Source organism: Pseudoalteromonas sp. BSi20480 (assembly GCF_000241365.1).
GTDB lineage: Bacteria > Pseudomonadota > Gammaproteobacteria > Enterobacterales > Alteromonadaceae > Pseudoalteromonas > Pseudoalteromonas marina.
This window is the reverse complement of the sequence record NZ_BADX01000105.1, coordinates 1-18,782: the sequence shown is the minus strand read 5'-3', so window position 1 is coordinate 18,782 and position 18,782 is coordinate 1. Positions and strand designations below refer to the sequence as shown.

19 protein-coding genes are annotated in these 18,782 nt (G+C 40.1%); 12 read left to right on the top strand and 7 right to left on the bottom strand.

All coding sequences use genetic code 11. The features are described 5' to 3' along the window. Positions 1–47: 47 nt before the first annotated feature. Positions 48–2,384: a S9 family peptidase gene (locus P20480_RS07025; protein WP_008130555.1), complete on the top strand. Its 2,337-nt coding sequence runs from the start codon at positions 48–50 to the stop codon at positions 2,382–2,384. Between the two features lie 224 nt (positions 2,385–2,608). Here the strand turns inward: P20480_RS07025 and P20480_RS07030 are convergent, their stop codons facing one another. Continuing rightward, complete coding sequence (locus P20480_RS07030) at positions 2,609–2,920, bottom strand: hypothetical protein (protein WP_008130547.1); 312 nt, start codon at positions 2,918–2,920, stop codon at positions 2,609–2,611. A gap of 109 nt (positions 2,921–3,029) precedes the next feature. Between P20480_RS07030 and nhaR the strand changes: the two genes are divergently transcribed. From nhaR to P20480_RS07045, 3 genes are all read left to right on the top strand, one after another. Beyond that, complete coding sequence (gene nhaR / locus P20480_RS07035) at positions 3,030–3,923, top strand: transcriptional activator NhaR (RefSeq protein ID WP_008130545.1); 894 nt, start codon at positions 3,030–3,032, stop codon at positions 3,921–3,923. Between the two features lie 507 nt (positions 3,924–4,430). Beyond that, entirely contained in the window at positions 4,431–5,405 is a 975-nt protein-coding gene (locus P20480_RS07040; RefSeq protein ID WP_008130541.1) for a DUF1852 domain-containing protein, read from the top strand. 31 nt (positions 5,406–5,436) lie between these two features. Next, positions 5,437–6,477, top strand: a complete 1,041-nt coding sequence (locus tag P20480_RS07045; RefSeq protein WP_008130534.1) for a methionine synthase — start codon at positions 5,437–5,439, stop codon at positions 6,475–6,477. A gap of 302 nt (positions 6,478–6,779) precedes the next feature. Here the strand turns inward: P20480_RS07045 and P20480_RS07050 are convergent, their stop codons facing one another. Then, complete coding sequence (locus P20480_RS07050; RefSeq protein WP_008130532.1) at positions 6,780–7,379, bottom strand: DUF4145 domain-containing protein; 600 nt, start codon at positions 7,377–7,379, stop codon at positions 6,780–6,782. A 77-nt stretch (positions 7,380–7,456) separates the two neighbouring features. Beyond that, positions 7,457–8,710, bottom strand: a complete 1,254-nt coding sequence (locus P20480_RS07055) for a hypothetical protein (protein ID WP_008130530.1) — start codon at positions 8,708–8,710, stop codon at positions 7,457–7,459. Between the two features lie 505 nt (positions 8,711–9,215). On the opposite strand from P20480_RS07055, the gene P20480_RS07060 reads away from it, so the two are divergent. After that, on the top strand, positions 9,216–9,887 hold the full coding sequence (locus P20480_RS07060) for a haloacid dehalogenase type II (protein ID WP_008130529.1): 672 nt from the start codon (positions 9,216–9,218) through the stop codon (positions 9,885–9,887). 74 nt (positions 9,888–9,961) lie between these two features. Here P20480_RS07060 and P20480_RS07065 read toward each other — a convergent pair whose 3' ends face one another. Continuing rightward, on the bottom strand, positions 9,962–10,828 hold the full coding sequence (locus P20480_RS07065; RefSeq protein WP_008130527.1) for a LysR family transcriptional regulator: 867 nt from the start codon (positions 10,826–10,828) through the stop codon (positions 9,962–9,964). A gap of 108 nt (positions 10,829–10,936) precedes the next feature. On the opposite strand from P20480_RS07065, the gene P20480_RS07070 reads away from it, so the two are divergent. From P20480_RS07070 to P20480_RS07080, 3 genes are all read left to right on the top strand, one after another. After that, on the top strand, positions 10,937–11,437 hold the full coding sequence (locus P20480_RS07070; RefSeq protein ID WP_008130525.1) for a lactoylglutathione lyase family protein: 501 nt from the start codon (positions 10,937–10,939) through the stop codon (positions 11,435–11,437). Positions 11,438–11,636: 199 nt separating this feature from the next. After that, on the top strand, positions 11,637–12,080 hold the full coding sequence (locus P20480_RS07075) for a GNAT family N-acetyltransferase (RefSeq protein WP_008130523.1): 444 nt from the start codon (positions 11,637–11,639) through the stop codon (positions 12,078–12,080). 57 nt (positions 12,081–12,137) lie between these two features. Next, entirely contained in the window at positions 12,138–12,626 is a 489-nt protein-coding gene (locus P20480_RS07080; RefSeq protein WP_033025563.1) for a GNAT family N-acetyltransferase, read from the top strand. Between the two features lie 295 nt (positions 12,627–12,921). Here the strand turns inward: P20480_RS07080 and P20480_RS07085 are convergent, their stop codons facing one another. Together P20480_RS07085 and P20480_RS07090 are read right to left on the bottom strand one after the other, a co-directional pair. Further along, positions 12,922–13,518: an HD-GYP domain-containing protein gene (locus P20480_RS07085; RefSeq protein ID WP_004589546.1), complete on the bottom strand. Its 597-nt coding sequence runs from the start codon at positions 13,516–13,518 to the stop codon at positions 12,922–12,924. A 361-nt stretch (positions 13,519–13,879) separates the two neighbouring features. Further along, on the bottom strand, positions 13,880–14,560 hold the full coding sequence (locus P20480_RS07090) for a hypothetical protein (RefSeq protein WP_008130520.1): 681 nt from the start codon (positions 14,558–14,560) through the stop codon (positions 13,880–13,882). Positions 14,561–14,667: 107 nt separating this feature from the next. Between P20480_RS07090 and P20480_RS07095 the strand changes: the two genes are divergently transcribed. The 3 genes from P20480_RS07095 (at position 14,668) to P20480_RS07105 (ending at position 17,505) form a co-directional block, all read left to right on the top strand. Next, a complete protein-coding gene (locus tag P20480_RS07095) occupies positions 14,668–15,543 on the top strand; it encodes a LysR family transcriptional regulator (RefSeq protein WP_008130519.1) in 876 nt (291 codons plus the stop codon). 461 nt (positions 15,544–16,004) lie between these two features. Continuing rightward, positions 16,005–16,628 carry a fused MFS/spermidine synthase gene (locus P20480_RS07100; protein ID WP_008130517.1) on the top strand — a complete coding sequence of 208 codons (624 nt, stop codon included), beginning with the start codon at positions 16,005–16,007 and terminating at the stop codon, positions 16,626–16,628. Then, a complete protein-coding gene (locus P20480_RS07105; RefSeq protein WP_006793275.1) occupies positions 16,621–17,505 on the top strand; it encodes a spermidine synthase in 885 nt (294 codons plus the stop codon). Before P20480_RS07100 ends, P20480_RS07105 begins: the two co-directional genes overlap by 8 nt. Positions 17,506–17,558: 53 nt before the next feature. On the opposite strand, the gene arfB is transcribed toward P20480_RS07105, so the two are convergent. Then, positions 17,559–17,972 (bottom strand): alternative ribosome rescue aminoacyl-tRNA hydrolase ArfB, encoded by a 414-nt coding sequence (gene arfB / locus P20480_RS07110; RefSeq protein ID WP_006793276.1) that lies wholly within the window; start codon positions 17,970–17,972, stop codon positions 17,559–17,561. A gap of 211 nt (positions 17,973–18,183) precedes the next feature. Here arfB and P20480_RS07115 point away from each other — a divergent pair, with 211 nt between their 5' ends. Next, positions 18,184–18,753 carry a hypothetical protein gene (locus P20480_RS07115; RefSeq protein WP_006793277.1) on the top strand — a complete coding sequence of 190 codons (570 nt, stop codon included), beginning with the start codon at positions 18,184–18,186 and terminating at the stop codon, positions 18,751–18,753. The last annotated feature ends 29 nt before the right edge of the window (positions 18,754–18,782 follow it).

The following is an 18,782-nucleotide window of genomic DNA, read 5'->3' as shown; positions in this document are numbered from 1 at the left end:
TAAGCGCCTTAATCTATAAAGGTCAGCAGACCCAAGGAACAATAACAATGAATCTGATCAAAACATCGGGCTTGGCACTGGCCATTGTTGCGGGCTTAGGCTTGCAAGCATGTTCAAGTACCAGCATAACAACCAACAATAATGCAGCGATGAGTACCGTGAATAATCCATTAAGCCTAGCGCAAATTTATAAAGATAAAGAATTTAAAACCCAGCGTAGCACTTACTTTAAATGGCTAGACGATGGCACTGGCTACACCGTACTTGAAGAGCGCGAAAGCGAAAAAGAAAAAGCAGACGATAACAACGCCGATGACGAAAAAGAGCACGGCGTTAAAGGTAACGACATTGTATTTTACAATGCTGACGGTACAGGCCGTAAAGTACTGGTTGAGTTTGAAAAGCTGTTGCCAGAGGGCGCAGACGAGCCATTTGCAATCGAAAGCTATCAGTGGTCAAAAGACGGTAAATGGTTGATGGTATTTACCAACAGCGAGCAAGTTTGGCGTTCGCGCAGCAGAGGCGACTTTTGGTTACTTAACCTTGGGACCAACCAATTACAGCAATTAGGTGGTAAAGACGTTGAGCCAACTAAGTTAATGTTTGCTAAGTTCTCGCCAGATAGCTCAAAAGTGGCTTATGTACGCGATAACAATATTTATATGCAAGCGGTTGGTAGTAACGATGTAACCGCGCTCACAACCGATGGCAGTGCCACCATTGTTAACGGTAATTTTGATTGGGTATACGAAGAAGAATTTACTATTGCCGATGGTTTTCGTTGGAGCCCCGACAACAAATCAATCGCCTATTGGCAGCTTGATACCAGTGACGTTAAATTTTTCACTATGATCAACAACACTGACGAACTGTACCCTACCCTTAAAGAATTCCCTTATCCTAAAGCGGGTGAAACCAACTCTGCCGTGCGTGTTGGTGTGGTAAGCCTTGCTGATAAACAAACCCGTTGGGCAGAACTTGAAGGCGATAACCGCGACCGTTATATTCCGCGTATTAGCTGGGCAGGCACCGGTAATGAATTAATGATTCAAGACTTAAACCGCCCTCAAAGCCATAACAAAGTGTGGTTGTTTGATTGGAAAAAGCAGCAACTGACCAAGATTTTAGAAGACAAAGACGATGCGTTTATAGAATGGTTTTATAAAGCCAACTGGTCAAAAGACGGCGAGTTTTTTATTTGGCATAGCGAACGCGACGGTTGGCGTCATCTTTACCGTGTATCGCGCGATGGCAAAACTATTATCGACCTAACCCCAGGCGATTACGACATTATTGATATGCTGAGCATTAATGAAGACAAAAACGTGATGTATTTTATTGCCTCGCCAAACGATCCTGGTCAGCGTTATTTATACAGCACACCGCTTGATGGCAGCAGCAAACCGGTACGGGTCACACCTGCTGAGTTTGAAGGTTCAAACAGCTACTACATGTCAAAAGATGCCTCATGGGCAATGCACACTTACTCTAAATTTGGTACGCCACCGACTAAAGAGATCATTAAAGTGAGCGATCATAGTAATGTAAAAACCTTAGTTGAAAATACAAAGCTTAAACAAAAACTGGCTGAACAAAGCTTACCAAAGCATGAGTTTTTTAAAGTAAACGCGCAAGATGGCACCGAGCTTGACGGCTACATTATGTTCCCAGAGAACATGGATAAAAGTAAAAAATACCCAATTGTGTTTTACGTATACGGCGAACCATGGGGCTCTACTGTGCAAGACCGCTGGGAAGGCAACAGTTACTTGTATAAATCACTGTTAACGCAAAAAGGCTTTATTGTGGCATCGGTTGATAACCGTGGCACACGTGCACCAAAAGGCCGCGATTGGCGCAAATCGATTTATAAAAAAATTGGCTCAATTACCGTACAAGACCAAGTTGACGCCCTAGATGCTATGGCTAAACGCTGGGGTGTAATAGACACCGACCGTGTTGGCGTATGGGGACATTCTGGGGGCGGTAGTTCAACCCTTAACTTGTTATTCCGCCACGGTGATAAATTTAAAGTGGGCATTGCCTCAGCACCCGTGCCAGACATTCGTTTGTACGACACCATTTACCAAGAACGTTATGCGGGCAACCCAAATACAGACCCTGATAGTTATGATAACACCTCGCCGATTACCTTTGCTAAAAACCTAACCGGTAAGCTGTTGCTTATTCACGGTACGGGCGATGATAACGTGCATTATCAAGGTTCAGAGCGATTAATTGACGAGCTTGTAAAGCACAATAAGCAGTTTGAGTTTTTCTCATACCCAAACCGCTCACATAGCTTACGTGAAGGCAAAGGAACCACCTTGCATTACCATACTATGATGGCTGACTTTTTTGAAAAGCACCTACTAACCAAGTAACCGCTTTAAAAAGTAAAATACTAAAGCCGCACACTAACTATTAGTGTGCGGCTTTTTTAATTAAAGTGTAACGAGGGTTTACAAAGCGTTCGTTGGGTTGATTGCAACAAGACCTAACAAGGAAATACTGCTCAATGGTAATAATTGAATCGTTTAATACTAAAGATAGCTTGGAATTAGAGATACATTAAAAAAGTAGCATCCTTGCTACTACAAGTGCGATATTAAGAGCTTGGTTGCGAAGGTTGATACTTATTAACGAGAATGTGCTGCAAACTTTTAAGTGCACGCTTTATCGCTTGCAGCATACTTCGTCCTTTTGTATTTACATTAATACTGGGTAGCCCAGGTACAAGAATATTAATTTTGCACTGCTGCAAAGTGCCGTGGCGATCACTCGAAAGATCATTTATTTGAATCTCCACTTTGCGAATATTTAAAGCATGTTTTGCCAATTGTGTTTTGATCAGCTTTAAAAGCGACATCTTTTCACTTGCGTTAATTATCTTGTTTTTAACTGTAAGTTTTAGCTTCATGCAATTACACCTTTTAATAGTACCTATGTTGCAGGCATGACTGTAATCTACTAACTTAGAGGCAAAGGAAAAAGCTGATTATTTCTTACTTTAAAACAGGTATTTTCGAATGATTACCAACATCAATTACAATCACTTATATTATTTTTGGCAAGTAAGTAAGCACGGCAGTATTGCAGCGGCGAGTAAAATACTTAATTTAACGCCGCAAACGGTCAGCTCACAAATTACTAACTTAGAGCAACGACTAGGAAAACCACTGTTTGTTCGCCAAGGGCGAGGCCTACAGTTAACGGAGTTTGGCCATGTTACACAGCAGTACACCAATGATATGTTTGCTATTGCTCACGAATGGCTCGAAACCACGCAAGGTGATGCCACGCACTATTCACGAACGTTAAAGGTCGGTATTTCAGATGTGTTGCCCAAATCACTGGTGTCAAAGTGGCTAGCCCCTTTAATTAATAACGACCGTATTACCAACTTACACTGTATTGATGGCCAACAAGATGAACTGCTTGCACAAATGGCGATTCATAAGCTTGATTTAGTGTTAGCCGATAAACCGCTCGATACCACTTTATCGTTTAAGGCGTTTTGCCATGAAATAGGCAAAAGCCAAATCGCTCTTTTTGGAAACAAAACATGGCATTCGCAGTTACATAAGCAGTTTCCGCAATCTTTAAATAACAAGCCTTTAGTGCTGCCTGCAAAAGAAAGCCCCGTTGCACGTGCTATGTATTATTGGCTGCAAGAACACAAGATTGAAATGACAATAGCTGGCCATGTTGACGACAGCGCATTAATGAAGTCGTTAGGTGAACAAGGGTTTGGCATATTCCCTGCGCCTATTTCGGTAAAAGCCGAAGTAGAGCGTCACTACGACGTTAACTATATTGGTACAATTGATAATGTTTATCAGCATTACTATGCCTTTACGCCCGACAGGCTTATTAAAGACAGTATTTATGATGAATTTATAAAGCACGCTCAAACAACGTAAGCTTATCGCTATTCGTCATGTACATATTAGTTGGCTTAATTAAGAGCTCTATTTTTAAATACAAAACTGTATTTAAAAAATAAATATTTCCTCATTAGGCTTTATATTAAATTTTTAAAGTGGGTTGTGAATTTTAAGTCATTAAATTAATTAGGCTTTATTAAATAGCAGACCTACCAGTACAAACGATAAGCGTGTTCTAAAAGCGTTGAATATTATTCAGGTTTTATATGAATAAACTGCATAGCTTACTTTGTTAAATAGAAATCTAGACGTCTAATTTGAGTTTTACCCCTCATCAGCAACTAATCAATATTGCTAACTTAATGAATTCACTCAAGCGTGAATCTGTCTCATGTTTTACCTGAAATAAACCCGTTTTTCTTCATGCTGCATACCGCGTATAAATTCATTAACTCTGCAAAGCATCACTACTGCTTAACCGTTATATCGGTTTAACAACCAATTAATAAAAGCAGTAACCACTCAAATTGAAAGGATACGGCTATGAGCACTGATCTTACATTTACTATTAAAAGCACTAGCTTGGATGAAAACTACCACCCATCAAATAACACACGTATTACAACCAATTTCGCTAATTTAGCAAGGGGCGAAAGCCGCCAACAAAACCTGCGTAATACCCTAAAAATGATCAACAATCGTTTTAATGCACTGGCCAGTTGGGATAACCCACAAAGGGATCGTTACGAGGTTGAGCTCAAAATCATTTCGGTTGATTTAGACATTGCAGGCAGTGGTAAGGTATTTCCGTCAATTGAGGTATTAAAAACCAATATTATTGACCGCCAAACCAACGAGCAATTTGAAGGCATGGTGGGTAATAACTTTTCATCGTATGTGCGCGACTACGACTTTAGCGTGTTATTGCTTGAGCATAACAAAAGCAAACCGCAATTTAGTATCCCTGATAACTTTGGTGACTTACACGGCAAGTTGTTTAAATGCTTTGTAAACTCAACTACCTATAAACAGCATTTTAAAAAGCCACCGGTTATTTGTTTAAGCGTGTCTGATAACAAAACCTATCAGCAAACCGAAAATTTACACCCTATTTTAGGCGTAGAGTATCAGCCTAATGAGTCATCGTTAACAGAGCAATACTTTAAAAAAATGGGCTTACAAGTGCGCTACTTTATGCCACCAAACAGCGTTGCACCGTTAGCGTTTTACTTTTTTGGTGACCTACTTAACGACTACAGCAATCTTGAACTAATTAGCACTATTAGCACCATGGAAACGTTTCAAAAAATTTATCGTCCAGAAATTTATAACGCCAACGCCGCCGCAGGTAGCCGTTATAAACCTAATTTAAAAAATGACGACCATTCGTTAACGCAAATTGTGTATGACCGCGCAGAGCGAGGTCAATTAGCGGTTGAGCAAGGCAAATTTACCGAGCAGCACTTTATTAAGCCTTATCAGTCAGTGCTGCAGCAGTTCTCAGCAAGTATCGCTTAATCACACAACAAAATTAAAGGCAGCATTTATTATGAAAAAACTATTACCCACATCATCAGCAGGCAGCTTGCCAAAACCGTCATGGCTTGCTGAGCCCGAAACCTTATGGTCACCGTGGAAATTACAAGGCAATGAGCTGGTTGATGGCAAACACGACGCCCTGCGAATTGCTCTGCACGAACAGCAAACCGCAGGCGTAGATATAGTCAGCGATGGCGAACAAACTCGTCAGCACTTTGTAACCACCTTTATTGAGCACTTAAATGGCGTTGATTTTGAAAACCGTAAAACGGTTAAAATTCGCGACCGTTACGATGCCAGCGTACCCACAGTGGTTGGCCCTGTGTCTCGCACTAAATCGGTATTTGTTGAAGACGCCAAGTTTTTACGCCAGCAAACAAGCCAACCAATTAAATGGGCATTGCCAGGGCCAATGACCATGATCGACACCCTGTATGACGATCACTATAAAAGCCGTGAAAAACTAGCATGGGAATTTGCTAAAATACTCAACCAAGAAGCCAAAGAGCTAGAAGCCGCTGGGGTTGATATAATTCAATTTGATGAGCCCGCTTTTAACGTGTTTTTTGACGAGGTAAACGACTGGGGCATAGCCTGCCTTGAGCGAGCTATAGAAGGGTTAAAATGCGAAACCGCCGTGCATATTTGTTATGGCTACGGGATTAAAGCCAACACCGATTGGAAGAAAACCCTTGGCACCGAGTGGCGACAATACGAAGAAGTATTCCCTAAGCTGCAAAAATCGAATATAGATATTATTTCGCTAGAATGCCAAAACTCACATGTACCCATAGAGCTACTCGAACTCGTGCGCGGTAAAAAAATAATGGTGGGCGCAATCGATGTAGCCACCAATACTATAGAAACCCCTGAAGAGGTGGCCAAAACCCTACGCGAAGCACTTAAATATGTAGATGCCGATAAACTCTACCCCTGCACCAACTGCGGCATGGCCCCCCTGCCCCGCGACATCGCAAACGGCAAACTTAACGCCCTAAGCAAAGGCGCAGAGCTAGTACGTAACGAACTATTAGCAGTTAATGTCGCTTAATTTTTAGTTATAGCTGCTGCAAAAAAGCCACACCTTAACACATGTTGAGGTGTGGTTCTTTTTTAATACAAAATGTAAGGGGGGTTTACAGCTGGATTTAGAGGTTAAAGGCAAAAGGTGAAAGGTTTTAAGTTAGTTGAATATTAGTTGGGTAGAGTGCAACAGAATCTAGCGTAATTAAATAAACTTAATCAAGCCGCTAGGTATTATCGACTGAGTGGGGAGTGCCCCCTTTGCATGCGGTCAGGATCTATAATGTCTGAAGTCAAGATTTGACGCCTCTGGCTTTTGCCTTGTTATATTTATGTGCTTTCCGCAGCTGCTAAGCCTCTTTCAACACGTGCCGGAAGTACGAACAGAAACTCTCCTAATGCGATTGCAAAATCTACGCATTTTTTTGCGTCTGATTCCGTTGGTAATGATGCTTGTTGGTCGGCATGACGCTGATCATTTGCATCTAATCTTATATCGTGTGCCCATCTAGCCATTTCAGAGGTAATTAGATGGTCTTCGACAGCTTTATTGACTCGAGTATACAAGCTACCTTTGGTGTAACCTTTTTCTTTTAGCATGGCATCAACTGAGCTTGCAGATAACATGACTGAACCAGCAGGAGCATGGAGTGTATTTATTGCTTGTTTCAAATATTCTCCCGCAGCTCCAGGTATTGAGCCATCAAGTATCACACCAGCAGGATAATACTCTGTGACTGAGCCGCCATTTTGAATTGCAGCGGCAGTTACTAAGCCCCCACAGCTAGTACATTTGTATACACGCCAGAACCGAGTCGAGCCGCCCGAATGGTTGTCTGTCTGTGTGTACCATACCATCGGTAAATTCGGTCTATCCACATTGCAGTGTGGACACCGATTAAGCTCTAATTGATTTGATAAATTTGGCACTAGTGGTGATCCTCAATAAATATAACGCCCTGTAAGGGGTTTATAATAGTTGCGTTTGAAAAGCTGGCTAGGCATGATTACTTCTTAGATATTTGAGAAATGATTTCATCCATTTCATCAATACTTGCTTGTATAGTTAATTTTCCTTTTAATTCTTCTAGCAAATCCTTAGCTCGTGCTTTAGGTTTATTTGTAACAAGTTCGGAGCTAGCTCTATCATTTTCTATAAACAGTCTTGCTAATGCCATCAATTGATTGCTATTGAGCACGTCAATAAATGGCTTTAATGTAACATGTGCAGATGAACGCCCCCAATAATTACCAACCCAAACAGTTAATATTTCTTGATACACATCTTCAAACGCAATTGATGGAACATGAGGTCCAAATTGTGCTAATGCTACTGCTGATTTTTCCTCATTAACCCAGCCATAAGAAGTATCTTTCGCTTGTGCTAGCTTCTTAACAGCATGCCTATAAAGGCTTGCTCTGGCAGCATCAGGTATAAAACGAACACCATTAACCTTTACCAATGTTTCTAGAATTCGAATTTTAGCGCCTTTATCTTCGCTAGTATCTGAATCTGGATCTAATAAATATGAATGGTACCTTTGACCTGCAGATTTTTTTAGGTCGTCATTAGATTTCTCCCATACCTCAGGAAACAAGTTTATAGAATTTCCATGAGCAGGGGTTTCACCTTTAGTTATTAGATCTAATAAAAAGCCAAAAGTAATACGAATATCCCCTTGTTTAAAAGCTCTAATTTGATCTTTGAGTATATCTATTTTCTCTGTTGTAAGTTCAGACTTCTTAATAGGTTCAAATAAACCTGAAGGTGAATGACCGGGATCAGGCATTTCAGCTTCAAAGAGGTTTTTTTGCAGCATTAATGCCAAAGCATAAACGTCTTCGACCTCAACTTTGCTATCACTAGCATGTGCTGGAGATGCATGATTTCGCATCCAATTAATCATTTCTAATGATTTTCCGGCTTTTTTATGTAGTACGCCGAGTTTAGTAGCTCCATTAATAAGGGTCATATCATCAACACCTGACCAGCGCTCATTAATAGTTTCTCCATCTTTATCGTATTTCTTCCTACCTGCATCATCTTTTATTGCTGATTCAAAAAGCGCTAATCCGTATGCTTCTACTCGGCGTCTCAAGTTGTGGACAGCAGCATTCCAAAGATCTAGTAATGAATGATCTGGGAACCCTGCATCTAGAAGCCTTCTAGCTTGTGACAAAAATTCTATTTCAGTAATGACTGAAGCAGGAAAGTTTGTTGTGGTCGGTGAGCTTAATAAAATGGGGAGATTATCTGACACTTTAATTCCTTTATGTGATGAGAATACATGATTCCGTTTATGCCTAATTAATTTAATAGTGCGCTCATCGCGTATATTTCTAACGAATGAACGCTCATTTATCTACTTTATATAGTTTTAGCAAATAACCTAAGGTATTACTATCATTAAGTTTTCTAAAAATTTAAAGTAAAGTTAAATAGAACAATATGCGCTCTTTGCTCATTTTTATAAATATGTGAGCAAAGAGCTGTTTGACCAATCGATTAGCTATTACTTTGTTTGACTTCTAACTAGCACTTATAAGCTCAACAGCCGTTCTAGCCATTCTAAAACGAGTGAGTATCTCGGGTTTGAAAGCGCTGTTTCTTTAATTAAAATGTTGTGGGGTTTCTGTTAGCGTTTATAGCGTGGGTGTTGTTGCTGTACCTTATTATATAACAAATCAACAACGTTGAGCAGTTGTTCAAAGTAAGTTAAGCTCGAAACAATTAGGCTACAAGTAACTTAAATTTTGGGAGTAAACATGGCAACCACATTCGCATTTGACGTATACGGCACGCTTATAAACACCCACGGCGTATTATCTTTACTTGAAAATATGATTGGCGATAAAGCGCAAAACTTTTCAAATACATGGCGTGAAAAACAGTTAGAGTATTCGTTTAGGCGCGGTTTAATGCAAAACTATGTTCCGTTTTCAGTGTGTACTAAACAGGCGTTAGACTACGCTTGCCTAGCGCATAAAACTCCACTCTCTGATGATCAAAAACAGCAATTGCTTGAGCAATATAAAATTTTACCCGCTTTTGACGATGTTAAAAAAGGGCTTGAGCAACTTAAAGCACAAAATTACCGGTTGTTTGCATTTTCTAATGGCGCTGCTGATGCGGTAAATACTTTGCTCGAAACGGCAGGCATAATTGATTATTTTGAAGGTGTTGTAAGCGCCGATGATATGAAAACATTTAAACCAAACCCAGGTGTTTACAGCCATTTTTTACGCGAGGCAAATTCAACGGGTGCTAACACGTGGCTTATTTCGAGTAATCCGTTTGATATAACCGGCGCTATTTCGCATGGCATGCGCGGTGCGTGGATAAAGCGTTCTGAGGATTCTATTTTTGACCCATGGGAAATTCAGCCAACCACCATTGCAACCGATTTAGTTGATTTAAAAGCCAAATTAGTAAGTTAAAAACGAGCCCCTTTTTTGAGCCTTATCAAAAACCAACGCTGTAAAGGGGCTTTACGGGCGCAGTTATACGCGCCCTAGCCTGATTTTATTGCTTCAATTACTGTATTCATGCGCTTTGCCATTGGCCTATTACGGTGATGGCACACATAAATATTTTCGCTAATCGGATTAGCTAAGTGGTGCGTTTTTATCAGTCCGGGTTTATTAAATGCGCTAACAGCATGCGCAGGTAAAACCGTAAAACCCAACCCTAAACTTATCGGCTCCAGTATTAAACTTATTTGGTTAGAAAACCCCGTTTGCTTAATTTGATCAACATGCTCAAACTCACTGTAGTTTTCGCTAAGTAATAGCTGCGCGTGGTGTTTTGCATCGGGGTGGCCAATAAAGCCAAGCTCACATAAAACCTCCCATGTTGGGTTTTTAATATGTGCAGGGGTTACTAATAATAAAGCTTCTTTACCAATTTTGTGGCTAGTAACTTCGCTAAGGGTTGGCGCTTGAGTTAAAAAGCCAATATCTGCACTGTGATTTGCCACCGCTTGTTCAACACTGGTATTGGGAGCAAAGCGGTAATCTATTACTAGCTCCTTGTGCTCTACCTGCATTGCTAATAATTGATTGTAAAACTTTAGCCCACAACTACCAGGCGATTGTATTTTTACTAAACCGCTGTAAGGCGAGTCATCTTTTAATTGCTGCTCTAAAAACTGCCATTCTTTTAATAACAAGCTGCCTTGTTGATACAAGTTCTGCCCATGGACGGTAAGGGTAAATTGTTTGCCGTGGCGCTCTAATAGCGCGCAGTTTACTTGCTGCTCTAGCTTTTTAATATGCTGGCTCACGCCTGATTGGGTCATAAAAAGGCGCTCGGCGGTTTGGGTAAAATGATTTACCTCAACCAACGTACAAAACGTGTTTAACCATGTCGGGTTTATCATTACAAAACGTACTCAAAATGATGATTAATGATAATTTTACTTAATAAGTACAGGTTCGTAAACTAACTCCATCAACTTAGATAAGTCACACGTTAAAGAGGAAGCATTATGAGTCATACATATCCACGTAGTTTTTCGCACATTGGTATTTCAGTACCAGATGTTGAAAAAGCCGTAGAGTTTTACACTAAGGTGATGGGCTGGTACACCATAATGGAGCCTACCGTGATCACTGAAGATAACAGCCCCATCGGCGAAATGTGTACCGATGTATTTGGTCCAAATTGGGAAAAATTTAAAATAGCGCACCTTTCAACAGGCGACCGTATTGGTGTAGAAATTTTTGAATTTAAAGACCAAGAAAACCCTAAAGATAACTTTGAATACTGGAAAACCGGTATCTTTCATTTCTGTGTACAAGACCCAGATGTAGAAGGCTTAGCGGATCGTATTGTTGCTGCAGGTGGTAAAAAACGTATGCCAGAGCCACGTTACTACTACCCTGGCGAAAAGCCATACCGCATGATCTACATGGAAGACCCGTTTGGTAACATCCTTGAGATTTACAGCCACAGCTACGAGCTTATTTACAGCGCAGGCGCTTACTAAACATAGCTAATCTAAAAAAGTTTAGCTAAAAACAAAGGCCGCAGTATTTATTTACAGCGGCCTTTTTGTTTTAAATAGACTTGTAGATTATTAATTTGGCTAATTTAGGGTTTATAAAAATCAATATCTTCATTTGATTGATTATAGGTACATTCATTGGTAGCTTACTAATTACACAAAGTTTCTCTAAAGGAAAAACATGAATTTGTCATTGGAAGACATCACCGCCGATAACTACGAAGCCATATGCGATTTAGAGGTTGCTAAAACACAAGAAGAATACGTGGCATGCAATATGTGGTCATTAATAGAGGCGCACTACAATAGCGGTTATACCTGTAAAGCTATTTACTTAAATGGTGTACCAGTAGGCTTTTTTATGTGGGTACAAGAAACCCCTACAAAGGTTTCTATTTGGCGCTTTATGGTAGATCAAACTCATCAAAATAAAGGCATTGGGCGCAAAGCACTGGCTATGGCAATTGAAGAGATTAAAGCAACTCCTAAGCTTAAACAAATCGAGATTTGTTATAACCCGCAAAATCCTGTTGCTAAAAACTTTTATACAAGTTTTGGGTTCGAAGAAGTTGGCCTCGATGAGGATGACGACGATATGTTAGCGGTTATTAAAATTAGCCGTTAACTCATTGATAAGTAGACCGCTAATTTTAAGGAATAATAATAGTTGAAAGGAAATACTGTGATCATAAGATCATTTTCAGAGAACGATTTTTTAGCCGTTCAAAATATTTATCAGCAAGGTATTGATACCGGCAACGCGACTTTTCAAACTAAAGCGAAAAGTTGGCAACAGTGGAATAGTTCTATGCTCAACTATTGTCGTCTTGTAGCAGTTGAGGATGAAAAGGTGCTTGGCTGGGCCGGGTTATCTGCCGTTTCTAGCCGTGAGGTATACTCGGGCGTTGCCGAGGTAAGTGTATATGTTGCAAACCAAGCCCAAGGTAAAGGTTTAGGGCACGCATTGCTTTGTGCACTCATTAATGAATCAGAAAGCAACGGTATATGGATGCTACAAGCCAGTATCTTCCCTGAAAATACTAATAGTATTGCTTTACATGCTCGCAATGGTTTTAGGCAGGTTGGAAACCGAGAGAAACTAGGTAAATTAAATGGTGTGTGGCGCAATGTAATTTTAATGGAAAGGCGCAGCGCCATAGTGGGTTTATAATCACACAAACAGCGCAATAAGTACGTATGTGCCTTTGACTAGTATTAAACCATATTAGCGGCCATTGTGGCCGCCGAAAAAACTAATCACTAAAGCAAAATATCTTGCCAATTATTATCAGTATTCTAGGTTATCAAGTGACTGCTGAGTGCCATTTGCAGACATTAGCAACGCCTGAGCTCAGGTGCATTTGAGACAACGCCTGCTTTTGCGTTAGCAAAAAAGTGGGTGGCGGATCAAATGTCATCTGCAGAGACTTTTTAGGCAGCGTTCACCGTATTCTAGGAACGAGCGTTTACGAGGCACGTGCCGAACTGGCCTTTATGACTTTTGTAAACAACAAAAAAATATTTGGATCAAACTTCGTGTCCACTTCATGCTTCAAGATATTCATAGTTTCAAGGTGCGATTTAGCCATGCGGTATGGCCTGCTAGTCGTCAGTGCATCATACGCATCAATGATCGAAAGTATTCGACTACTCAGGGGAATATCGGCACCAGCCAGTCCGTCTGGGTATCCGCTTCCATCAAATGCTTCATGATGATGTCTGACAATAGACGCGACCTCGTCTCTGTTTGTCAGGAATGTCTCACTAATTATTCTCTCACCGATAACCGAGTGAGCCTTTATCTCTTCCCTTTCATCAGGTGTGAGCTTTCCAGGCTTCGAGAGAACAGTATCACGAACTCCAATCTTACCCACGTCGTGTAATTGACTGGCAATACGCAAGTCATCTAATGAGGGGGCACTCAAATCGGCCGCACGCCCCACTTCCAACGCAAGCGCACAGACGCGGTCACAATGGCCTCTAGTATACGCATCGCGCGCGCACAATGCCGTAATGAGTGATGGGTAAGCATTTTCTTGATCTGGTGCGAGGGCAAAAGCCATTGAATATCTCTCCTTGTTCAGCAACGCCTAACAATTTAATAGTGCGCTCATCACGCATATTTTTGCTGACTTCAAGATCATCTATCCACATTCCAACAAATAACCGAGGGTATTTCAAGATTTTAAATAAATTTAAATGTAGGATATACGCGTTGCTCGTTTGCTTGACTATATGAATAAACGACACAACTTTATCTATTAATTAGCCCTAAATTTAGCCATCCTCAATGACCGGTTATCGCTCATAACAGCCAGTCATGCATTTATAATCTTTCCATCTAAACGCTAACTTCAGGTATCAGCCACTACACGTCACGCTTCAATATTTAGCAGTGGGTGTCATTGTATATAGGGCTATAGATTAATTAACTGCAAAATCGCGAGTTTCTAAATAGCTTGGGGCGCTTTTAAAACAGGCCTTCAGCTTACTGGTAAGCGCTGTGGTTACTGGCGCATCACACTTTAATTCTCCGTTATATTTCCCGTTAGTTAGTGCTACTAAAATTAACGAGTCATAGCTTGGTTTACTTTGTATTTTATGAATAACCAACCCTCGCCCTGCAGATAGCTTTATTAAATCAAACTCTGCTTTTGTGGGTTTTGTTAAAGCGAGTTTTTTAATGTATAGCGGGTTTTTAAAAGTCAGCTTTGTCGAAAACAGAGCTGTACCACCGCGCTCAAAATGGCCATTAAACACAGTGGTATTTAATGTGGGTGTCATCTTATTTATTAATAAATTTAAATCAAATTTAGTGGGTAAAATAGTGATCTGAGTTTGTTTTTTTAGTGATTCGTTCAGTGCCTTTTTAATTATTTTAAGGTGGGTGTCATTGGTAGTAACTTCGTACACTATTTGGTAGTTGTGTGGGGGGGCGTATAAAGGCATGTGGCTGGCAAGTATTTTATCGCCGGCTAATATAAGCGCCATGCCATGAAACCCCACATAACTGTGGGTTTTATGTGTGTTGTGTGCATTGTGCTGAGGGGCGCTTGCAAGTGCTGCGCTCGACAATAAAATAAAAAATAGCAGTATGTGTTTCATGTTAATGCTCAAAAATAAATATAGCGCCACTATAAGCTGATTTTTATATATAAATAATCGATAATAAGTTGTTAGTTGTTTCCTATTAATCAATACGGTTTGGTGCTATGCATTTAGATGACATTGAAAAAGTAATTCATATGGCGAGTTCGCAAAACCTGCACACAACCGCTAAACATTTTAATATTACCCCTGGGGCGCTGTCTAAAACGCTAAAAAAGGTTGAGGCAAACTTAGCCACGGAGCTGTTTAATCGTGTTGGGAAAACCTTAGTACTTAATGATAAAGGCAAAGAGTTTGTTAAGCACAGTAGCGATTTAGTTCATAATTACCAGCAGCTTACTAGCCGCTTTAAAAGCGATAATCATAAATTTAATGCAGTTATTGCAGGCCCTGCCATTTTACTTAAAAGTGGCTTAAAAAAGTTACTTACCCCTCTTGGCAACCTGCCTTGTTCGGTACGTATTAATAATGTATTTGAAGGTGAAGCTATAAGCCAAGTGGCGTCGGGCGCTGCACATATTGCGCTAGTAACTCGTGAGGCATTAAATAACAGCTCACACGCTAATTTAGTGGCGGTTGATGTATTTAATACAGGGTTTAGTTTGGCTGGAGCCGCTGATCATCAGCTAGTACAAACTGGTTCTTTAACGCTTAATAAAAATCAATTACTGCACGCAGCTTTTGCATGCCCGCTGTTTTCGCCATTGTGCGGCCTTGAACAAGGAGTCGGCTCCGACGGCTGGCAAGACGATATTGCACCGCGCAATATTGTATTTAGATGTAGCGATTACAGTGCACTAATAGAGGTAGTACAAAGTGGCTTGGCGTTGGCGTATTTACCAAATTTTGTGATTGATGTTTTAGGGTTTACAAAATTAACTGTAAAGGGGGTTAACAGTCATTACAGTGAAGACATTGTGTTAATTTATAAACCATCGAAGGCCGATGGATGGCTTAATAAACTCATGTATTCGTTATAAAAAGCGCTTTAGCCACTACACTAAAGCGCTTTAGGATGAAAACTACATTACAAAATAGCAAGGTGGTTAAAAATACTAATCCGCAACAATACTTAATTACTTTGCGGGGCTAAAGGTGGAAATACCTGCGTAAAAAAACTCTTATTTACGACTGCACAGATGCAGAAGGTAGAGCAAAGCAGGAGAAATTGCCGAGAGCAACTAAATAACAAATATTTTGGCTGGCTATCAACGCGTTTTTCCACACTTAAGTAGATCACTTAATCAAGCGAAATGGTACAAGTACAATTAACCGACAATACAACAAAGTAAATTATGTTATATTATAACAAAAACGATAGCACAATAAATTAATAAGCAATACTTTTTTTATTCCTACAAACGGCTAATTATTACACTAGCGACTCTGGTGGCATCACGTTAATATGGTGCTCTACTTATAGTTACATAACGATAAAAACATGACTTTAAAAACAAACGCTTTGATTTACTTTTTAGCCTTTTGCAGTGGCTTTTGCATTATGGGGATTGAGCTTTTAGGAGGGCGCATTTTAGCGCCTTACTTTGGCAGTAGTGTACATATTTGGGGCAGTATTATTACTGTGTTTATGCTTAGCTTGTCGTTTGGTTACTTGCTTGGCGGTAAGCTAAGTACAAAAAATGCGTCGCTGACTAAATACGGATTAATATTTTTAGTTGCGAGCATTATGGTTGTGCCTATTACGTTGTTTGCTGAGCCCATAATGGCATTTATTTTTACCCATATTGAAGATAGCCGATATGGCTCGTTACTCGCTTCTACTGCGTTGTTTTTTATTCCAACCATTATATTAGGTATGATTTCGCCGTACTCAGTAAGGTTGCTGGTTACCGACAGCGAAAGAAGCGGCCAAGTTGCAGGTATTTTGTATTTTGTAAGCACGCTTGGCAGTGCCTTGGGCACTATTATTACCTCTTTTTACTTTGTACTCGCGTTTGATGTAAACACCATTATTAGTGCCTTTGCTACTACGTTGGGTGTGCTAGGTGTTGTTGCAATTGCTGTAAACAGTGTTGCTAATAATAAGGAGCTTGCGCATGCTTAAATATGTATTTTTAGCACTTAGTGTGTTTTCAGGCGCTGCTTTAGCTAATGTTATTCACGAAGAGCGCTCTTTATATCGCAATATTATTGTTGATGAAACTCGCGATTTACGCTGCTTAAAATTTAACACTAAAAGTAGCCAAACAAGTCAAAGTTGCATGTACAAAAACGACCCCGACAAGCTCGTTTTCAACTACACAAAGCTTACTTTTGCGAGTTTATTAGTAACCGAAAACCCTAAAAATGTATTAATTATTGGGCTTGGGGGAGGCACATTGTCGAATGTTATTCATGAGTTATACCCTGCGGCTAAAATACACAATGTAGAAATAGACCCCGCTGTATTGAGTGTGGCTCGCGACTACTTTAGCTTTATTGAAAACGATAAAGTGACATCTAGTGTTCAAGATGGCCGTATTTTTATTAAACGCGCGGCTATTAAAAAGAAAAAGTACGATTGGATCATTCTTGATGCGTTTAACGGTGACTACATTCCTGAGCACCTGTTAACCAAAGAGTTTTTTGAAGAGGTTAAAGGTGTGTTGGCTGATGGCGGCGTAGTTGCTGCGAATACATTTTCGAGTAGTAAACTATACGAGCACGAGTCGGCAACTTACCATAGCGTGTTTGGCGATTTTATTAACGTAAGCCGTGCTAATCGGAGCAACCGTATTATTTTAGCGGGTTTTAAAGCTATGCCAACTAAGGCTCAACTTAACGAACGTGTTAAAGCGCTTGGGCCCAAGCTTAAAAAATATGATGTAGATATAAACGCCATAAGCAATTACATGCAGTACACAAAAGATGAGCAAGATTGGCCTAAAAATACCAAAATTTTAACCGACCAATACTCTCCTGCTAACCTACTTAACTTTTAATATGTAATGCGCCTTGCACTAATATAATTAGGCGCATCCATTTAGGTTTATTGCTAAAACTTAATATTACCGCGCAATGCTTTTGTTTGGCCGTGTTTAGTTTTTTTATCCATGCGTTTACGCTGCGAATTACGGCTTGGTTTAGTTGCACGGCGGGCTTTATTGACCTTGGTAGCGCTTAATATGAGATCTTTTAAGCGTTTTAACGCGTCTTCGCGGTTAAGCTCTTGGGTACGGTGGCTTTGTGCTTTAATGATGAGAACGCCCTCTTTAGTGATCCTCGAATCGTTTAAAGCAAGTAAACGTTCTTTATAAAAGTCTGGTAATTTAGAGCGATTAATATCAAAACGTAAATGAATAGCGCTGGCGACTTTGTTAACGTTTTGGCCACCGGCACCTTGAGAACGAATAGCGGTGAGCTCTAATTCCCACTCATCAATAGTGACTGTATTTGAAATTGTTAACATTGCGTTCAGTTTCCGTTGTTAAAAATGCATTGTACCATTTGTACATTGACTTAGGGTGAATAAGCTAAATAGGCGGTTTATGCAAAGTTGAGTAAACATTTACGCCAATAAATAAATTTAGATTGGCATAGGCAATTATTTAGTTTTTAATTGCGCAGCCCTTATACGGGCCTAATATAATAATCGATTTTCGATAATAGGAAGTACCTGCATGAAAAAATTACTTGTATCACTGAGCTTGTTAGCAATGAGCTTTTCTGGTTTTGCTAAAGATATCACCGAAGGTGATTTACAAAGCTACATGAAAGCCTTACCTGCTGTAACAAGCTGGGCGAGCTCTCAAGACGCGTTAAAAAACGTAGACTTAGGCAGCATGCTAGGTGCAACCGCAGATCAAACTACAGCAGAGCAAGGCGCGCTTGCAAATACAGCCCTCAATATGATTAAAGAGCAATCACTGTATAAAAGCTTTGCGAGCGTAACAACTCGCTATGGCTTTACGCCTGAGCAGTTAATTACCGTGGGTTCTGAAGTGTCTATGGCATACATAGAAAACCTTAAATCGGGTTTGTCTGATGAAAATAAAGAAACAGCAAACAAATTAATGGGTGGTTTTCAAAGCATGAAAAGCGCTAAAGATAAAGGCGCTACATCGTTAATGGGGTCGTTAGGTAATGCGTCAAGCGCTGCTGATACAACCGAGTCACTTGTTAGCGAAAGTAATTTAGCATTAGTAAGTGAATACATGCCACAGCTTAAAAAGTTGTTTGCGCTTTTATAAGTATTAAACAATTAAAAAAGTAGGCATTG

Coding starts and splice junctions, on each gene's coding strand:
- P20480_RS07025 (WP_008130555.1), top strand. CDS start 48: ATGAATCTGATCAAAACATCGGGCTTGGCACTGGCCATTGTTGCGGGC.
- P20480_RS07030 (WP_008130547.1), bottom strand. CDS start 2,920: ATGAAGCTAAAACTTACAGTTAAAAACAAGATAATTAACGCAAGTGAA.
- nhaR (WP_008130545.1), top strand. CDS start 3,030: ATGATTACCAACATCAATTACAATCACTTATATTATTTTTGGCAAGTA.
- P20480_RS07040 (WP_008130541.1), top strand. CDS start 4,431: ATGAGCACTGATCTTACATTTACTATTAAAAGCACTAGCTTGGATGAA.
- P20480_RS07045 (WP_008130534.1), top strand. CDS start 5,437: ATGAAAAAACTATTACCCACATCATCAGCAGGCAGCTTGCCAAAACCG.
- P20480_RS07060 (WP_008130529.1), top strand. CDS start 9,216: ATGGCAACCACATTCGCATTTGACGTATACGGCACGCTTATAAACACC.
- P20480_RS07065 (WP_008130527.1), bottom strand. CDS start 10,828: ATGATAAACCCGACATGGTTAAACACGTTTTGTACGTTGGTTGAGGTA.
- P20480_RS07070 (WP_008130525.1), top strand. CDS start 10,937: ATGAGTCATACATATCCACGTAGTTTTTCGCACATTGGTATTTCAGTA.
- P20480_RS07075 (WP_008130523.1), top strand. CDS start 11,637: ATGAATTTGTCATTGGAAGACATCACCGCCGATAACTACGAAGCCATA.
- P20480_RS07085 (WP_004589546.1), bottom strand. CDS start 13,518: ATGGCTTTTGCCCTCGCACCAGATCAAGAAAATGCTTACCCATCACTC.
- P20480_RS07090 (WP_008130520.1), bottom strand. CDS start 14,560: ATGAAACACATACTGCTATTTTTTATTTTATTGTCGAGCGCAGCACTT.
- P20480_RS07095 (WP_008130519.1), top strand. CDS start 14,668: ATGCATTTAGATGACATTGAAAAAGTAATTCATATGGCGAGTTCGCAA.
- P20480_RS07100 (WP_008130517.1), top strand. CDS start 16,005: ATGACTTTAAAAACAAACGCTTTGATTTACTTTTTAGCCTTTTGCAGT.
- P20480_RS07105 (WP_006793275.1), top strand. CDS start 16,621: ATGCTTAAATATGTATTTTTAGCACTTAGTGTGTTTTCAGGCGCTGCT.
- arfB (WP_006793276.1), bottom strand. CDS start 17,972: ATGTTAACAATTTCAAATACAGTCACTATTGATGAGTGGGAATTAGAG.
- P20480_RS07115 (WP_006793277.1), top strand. CDS start 18,184: ATGAAAAAATTACTTGTATCACTGAGCTTGTTAGCAATGAGCTTTTCT.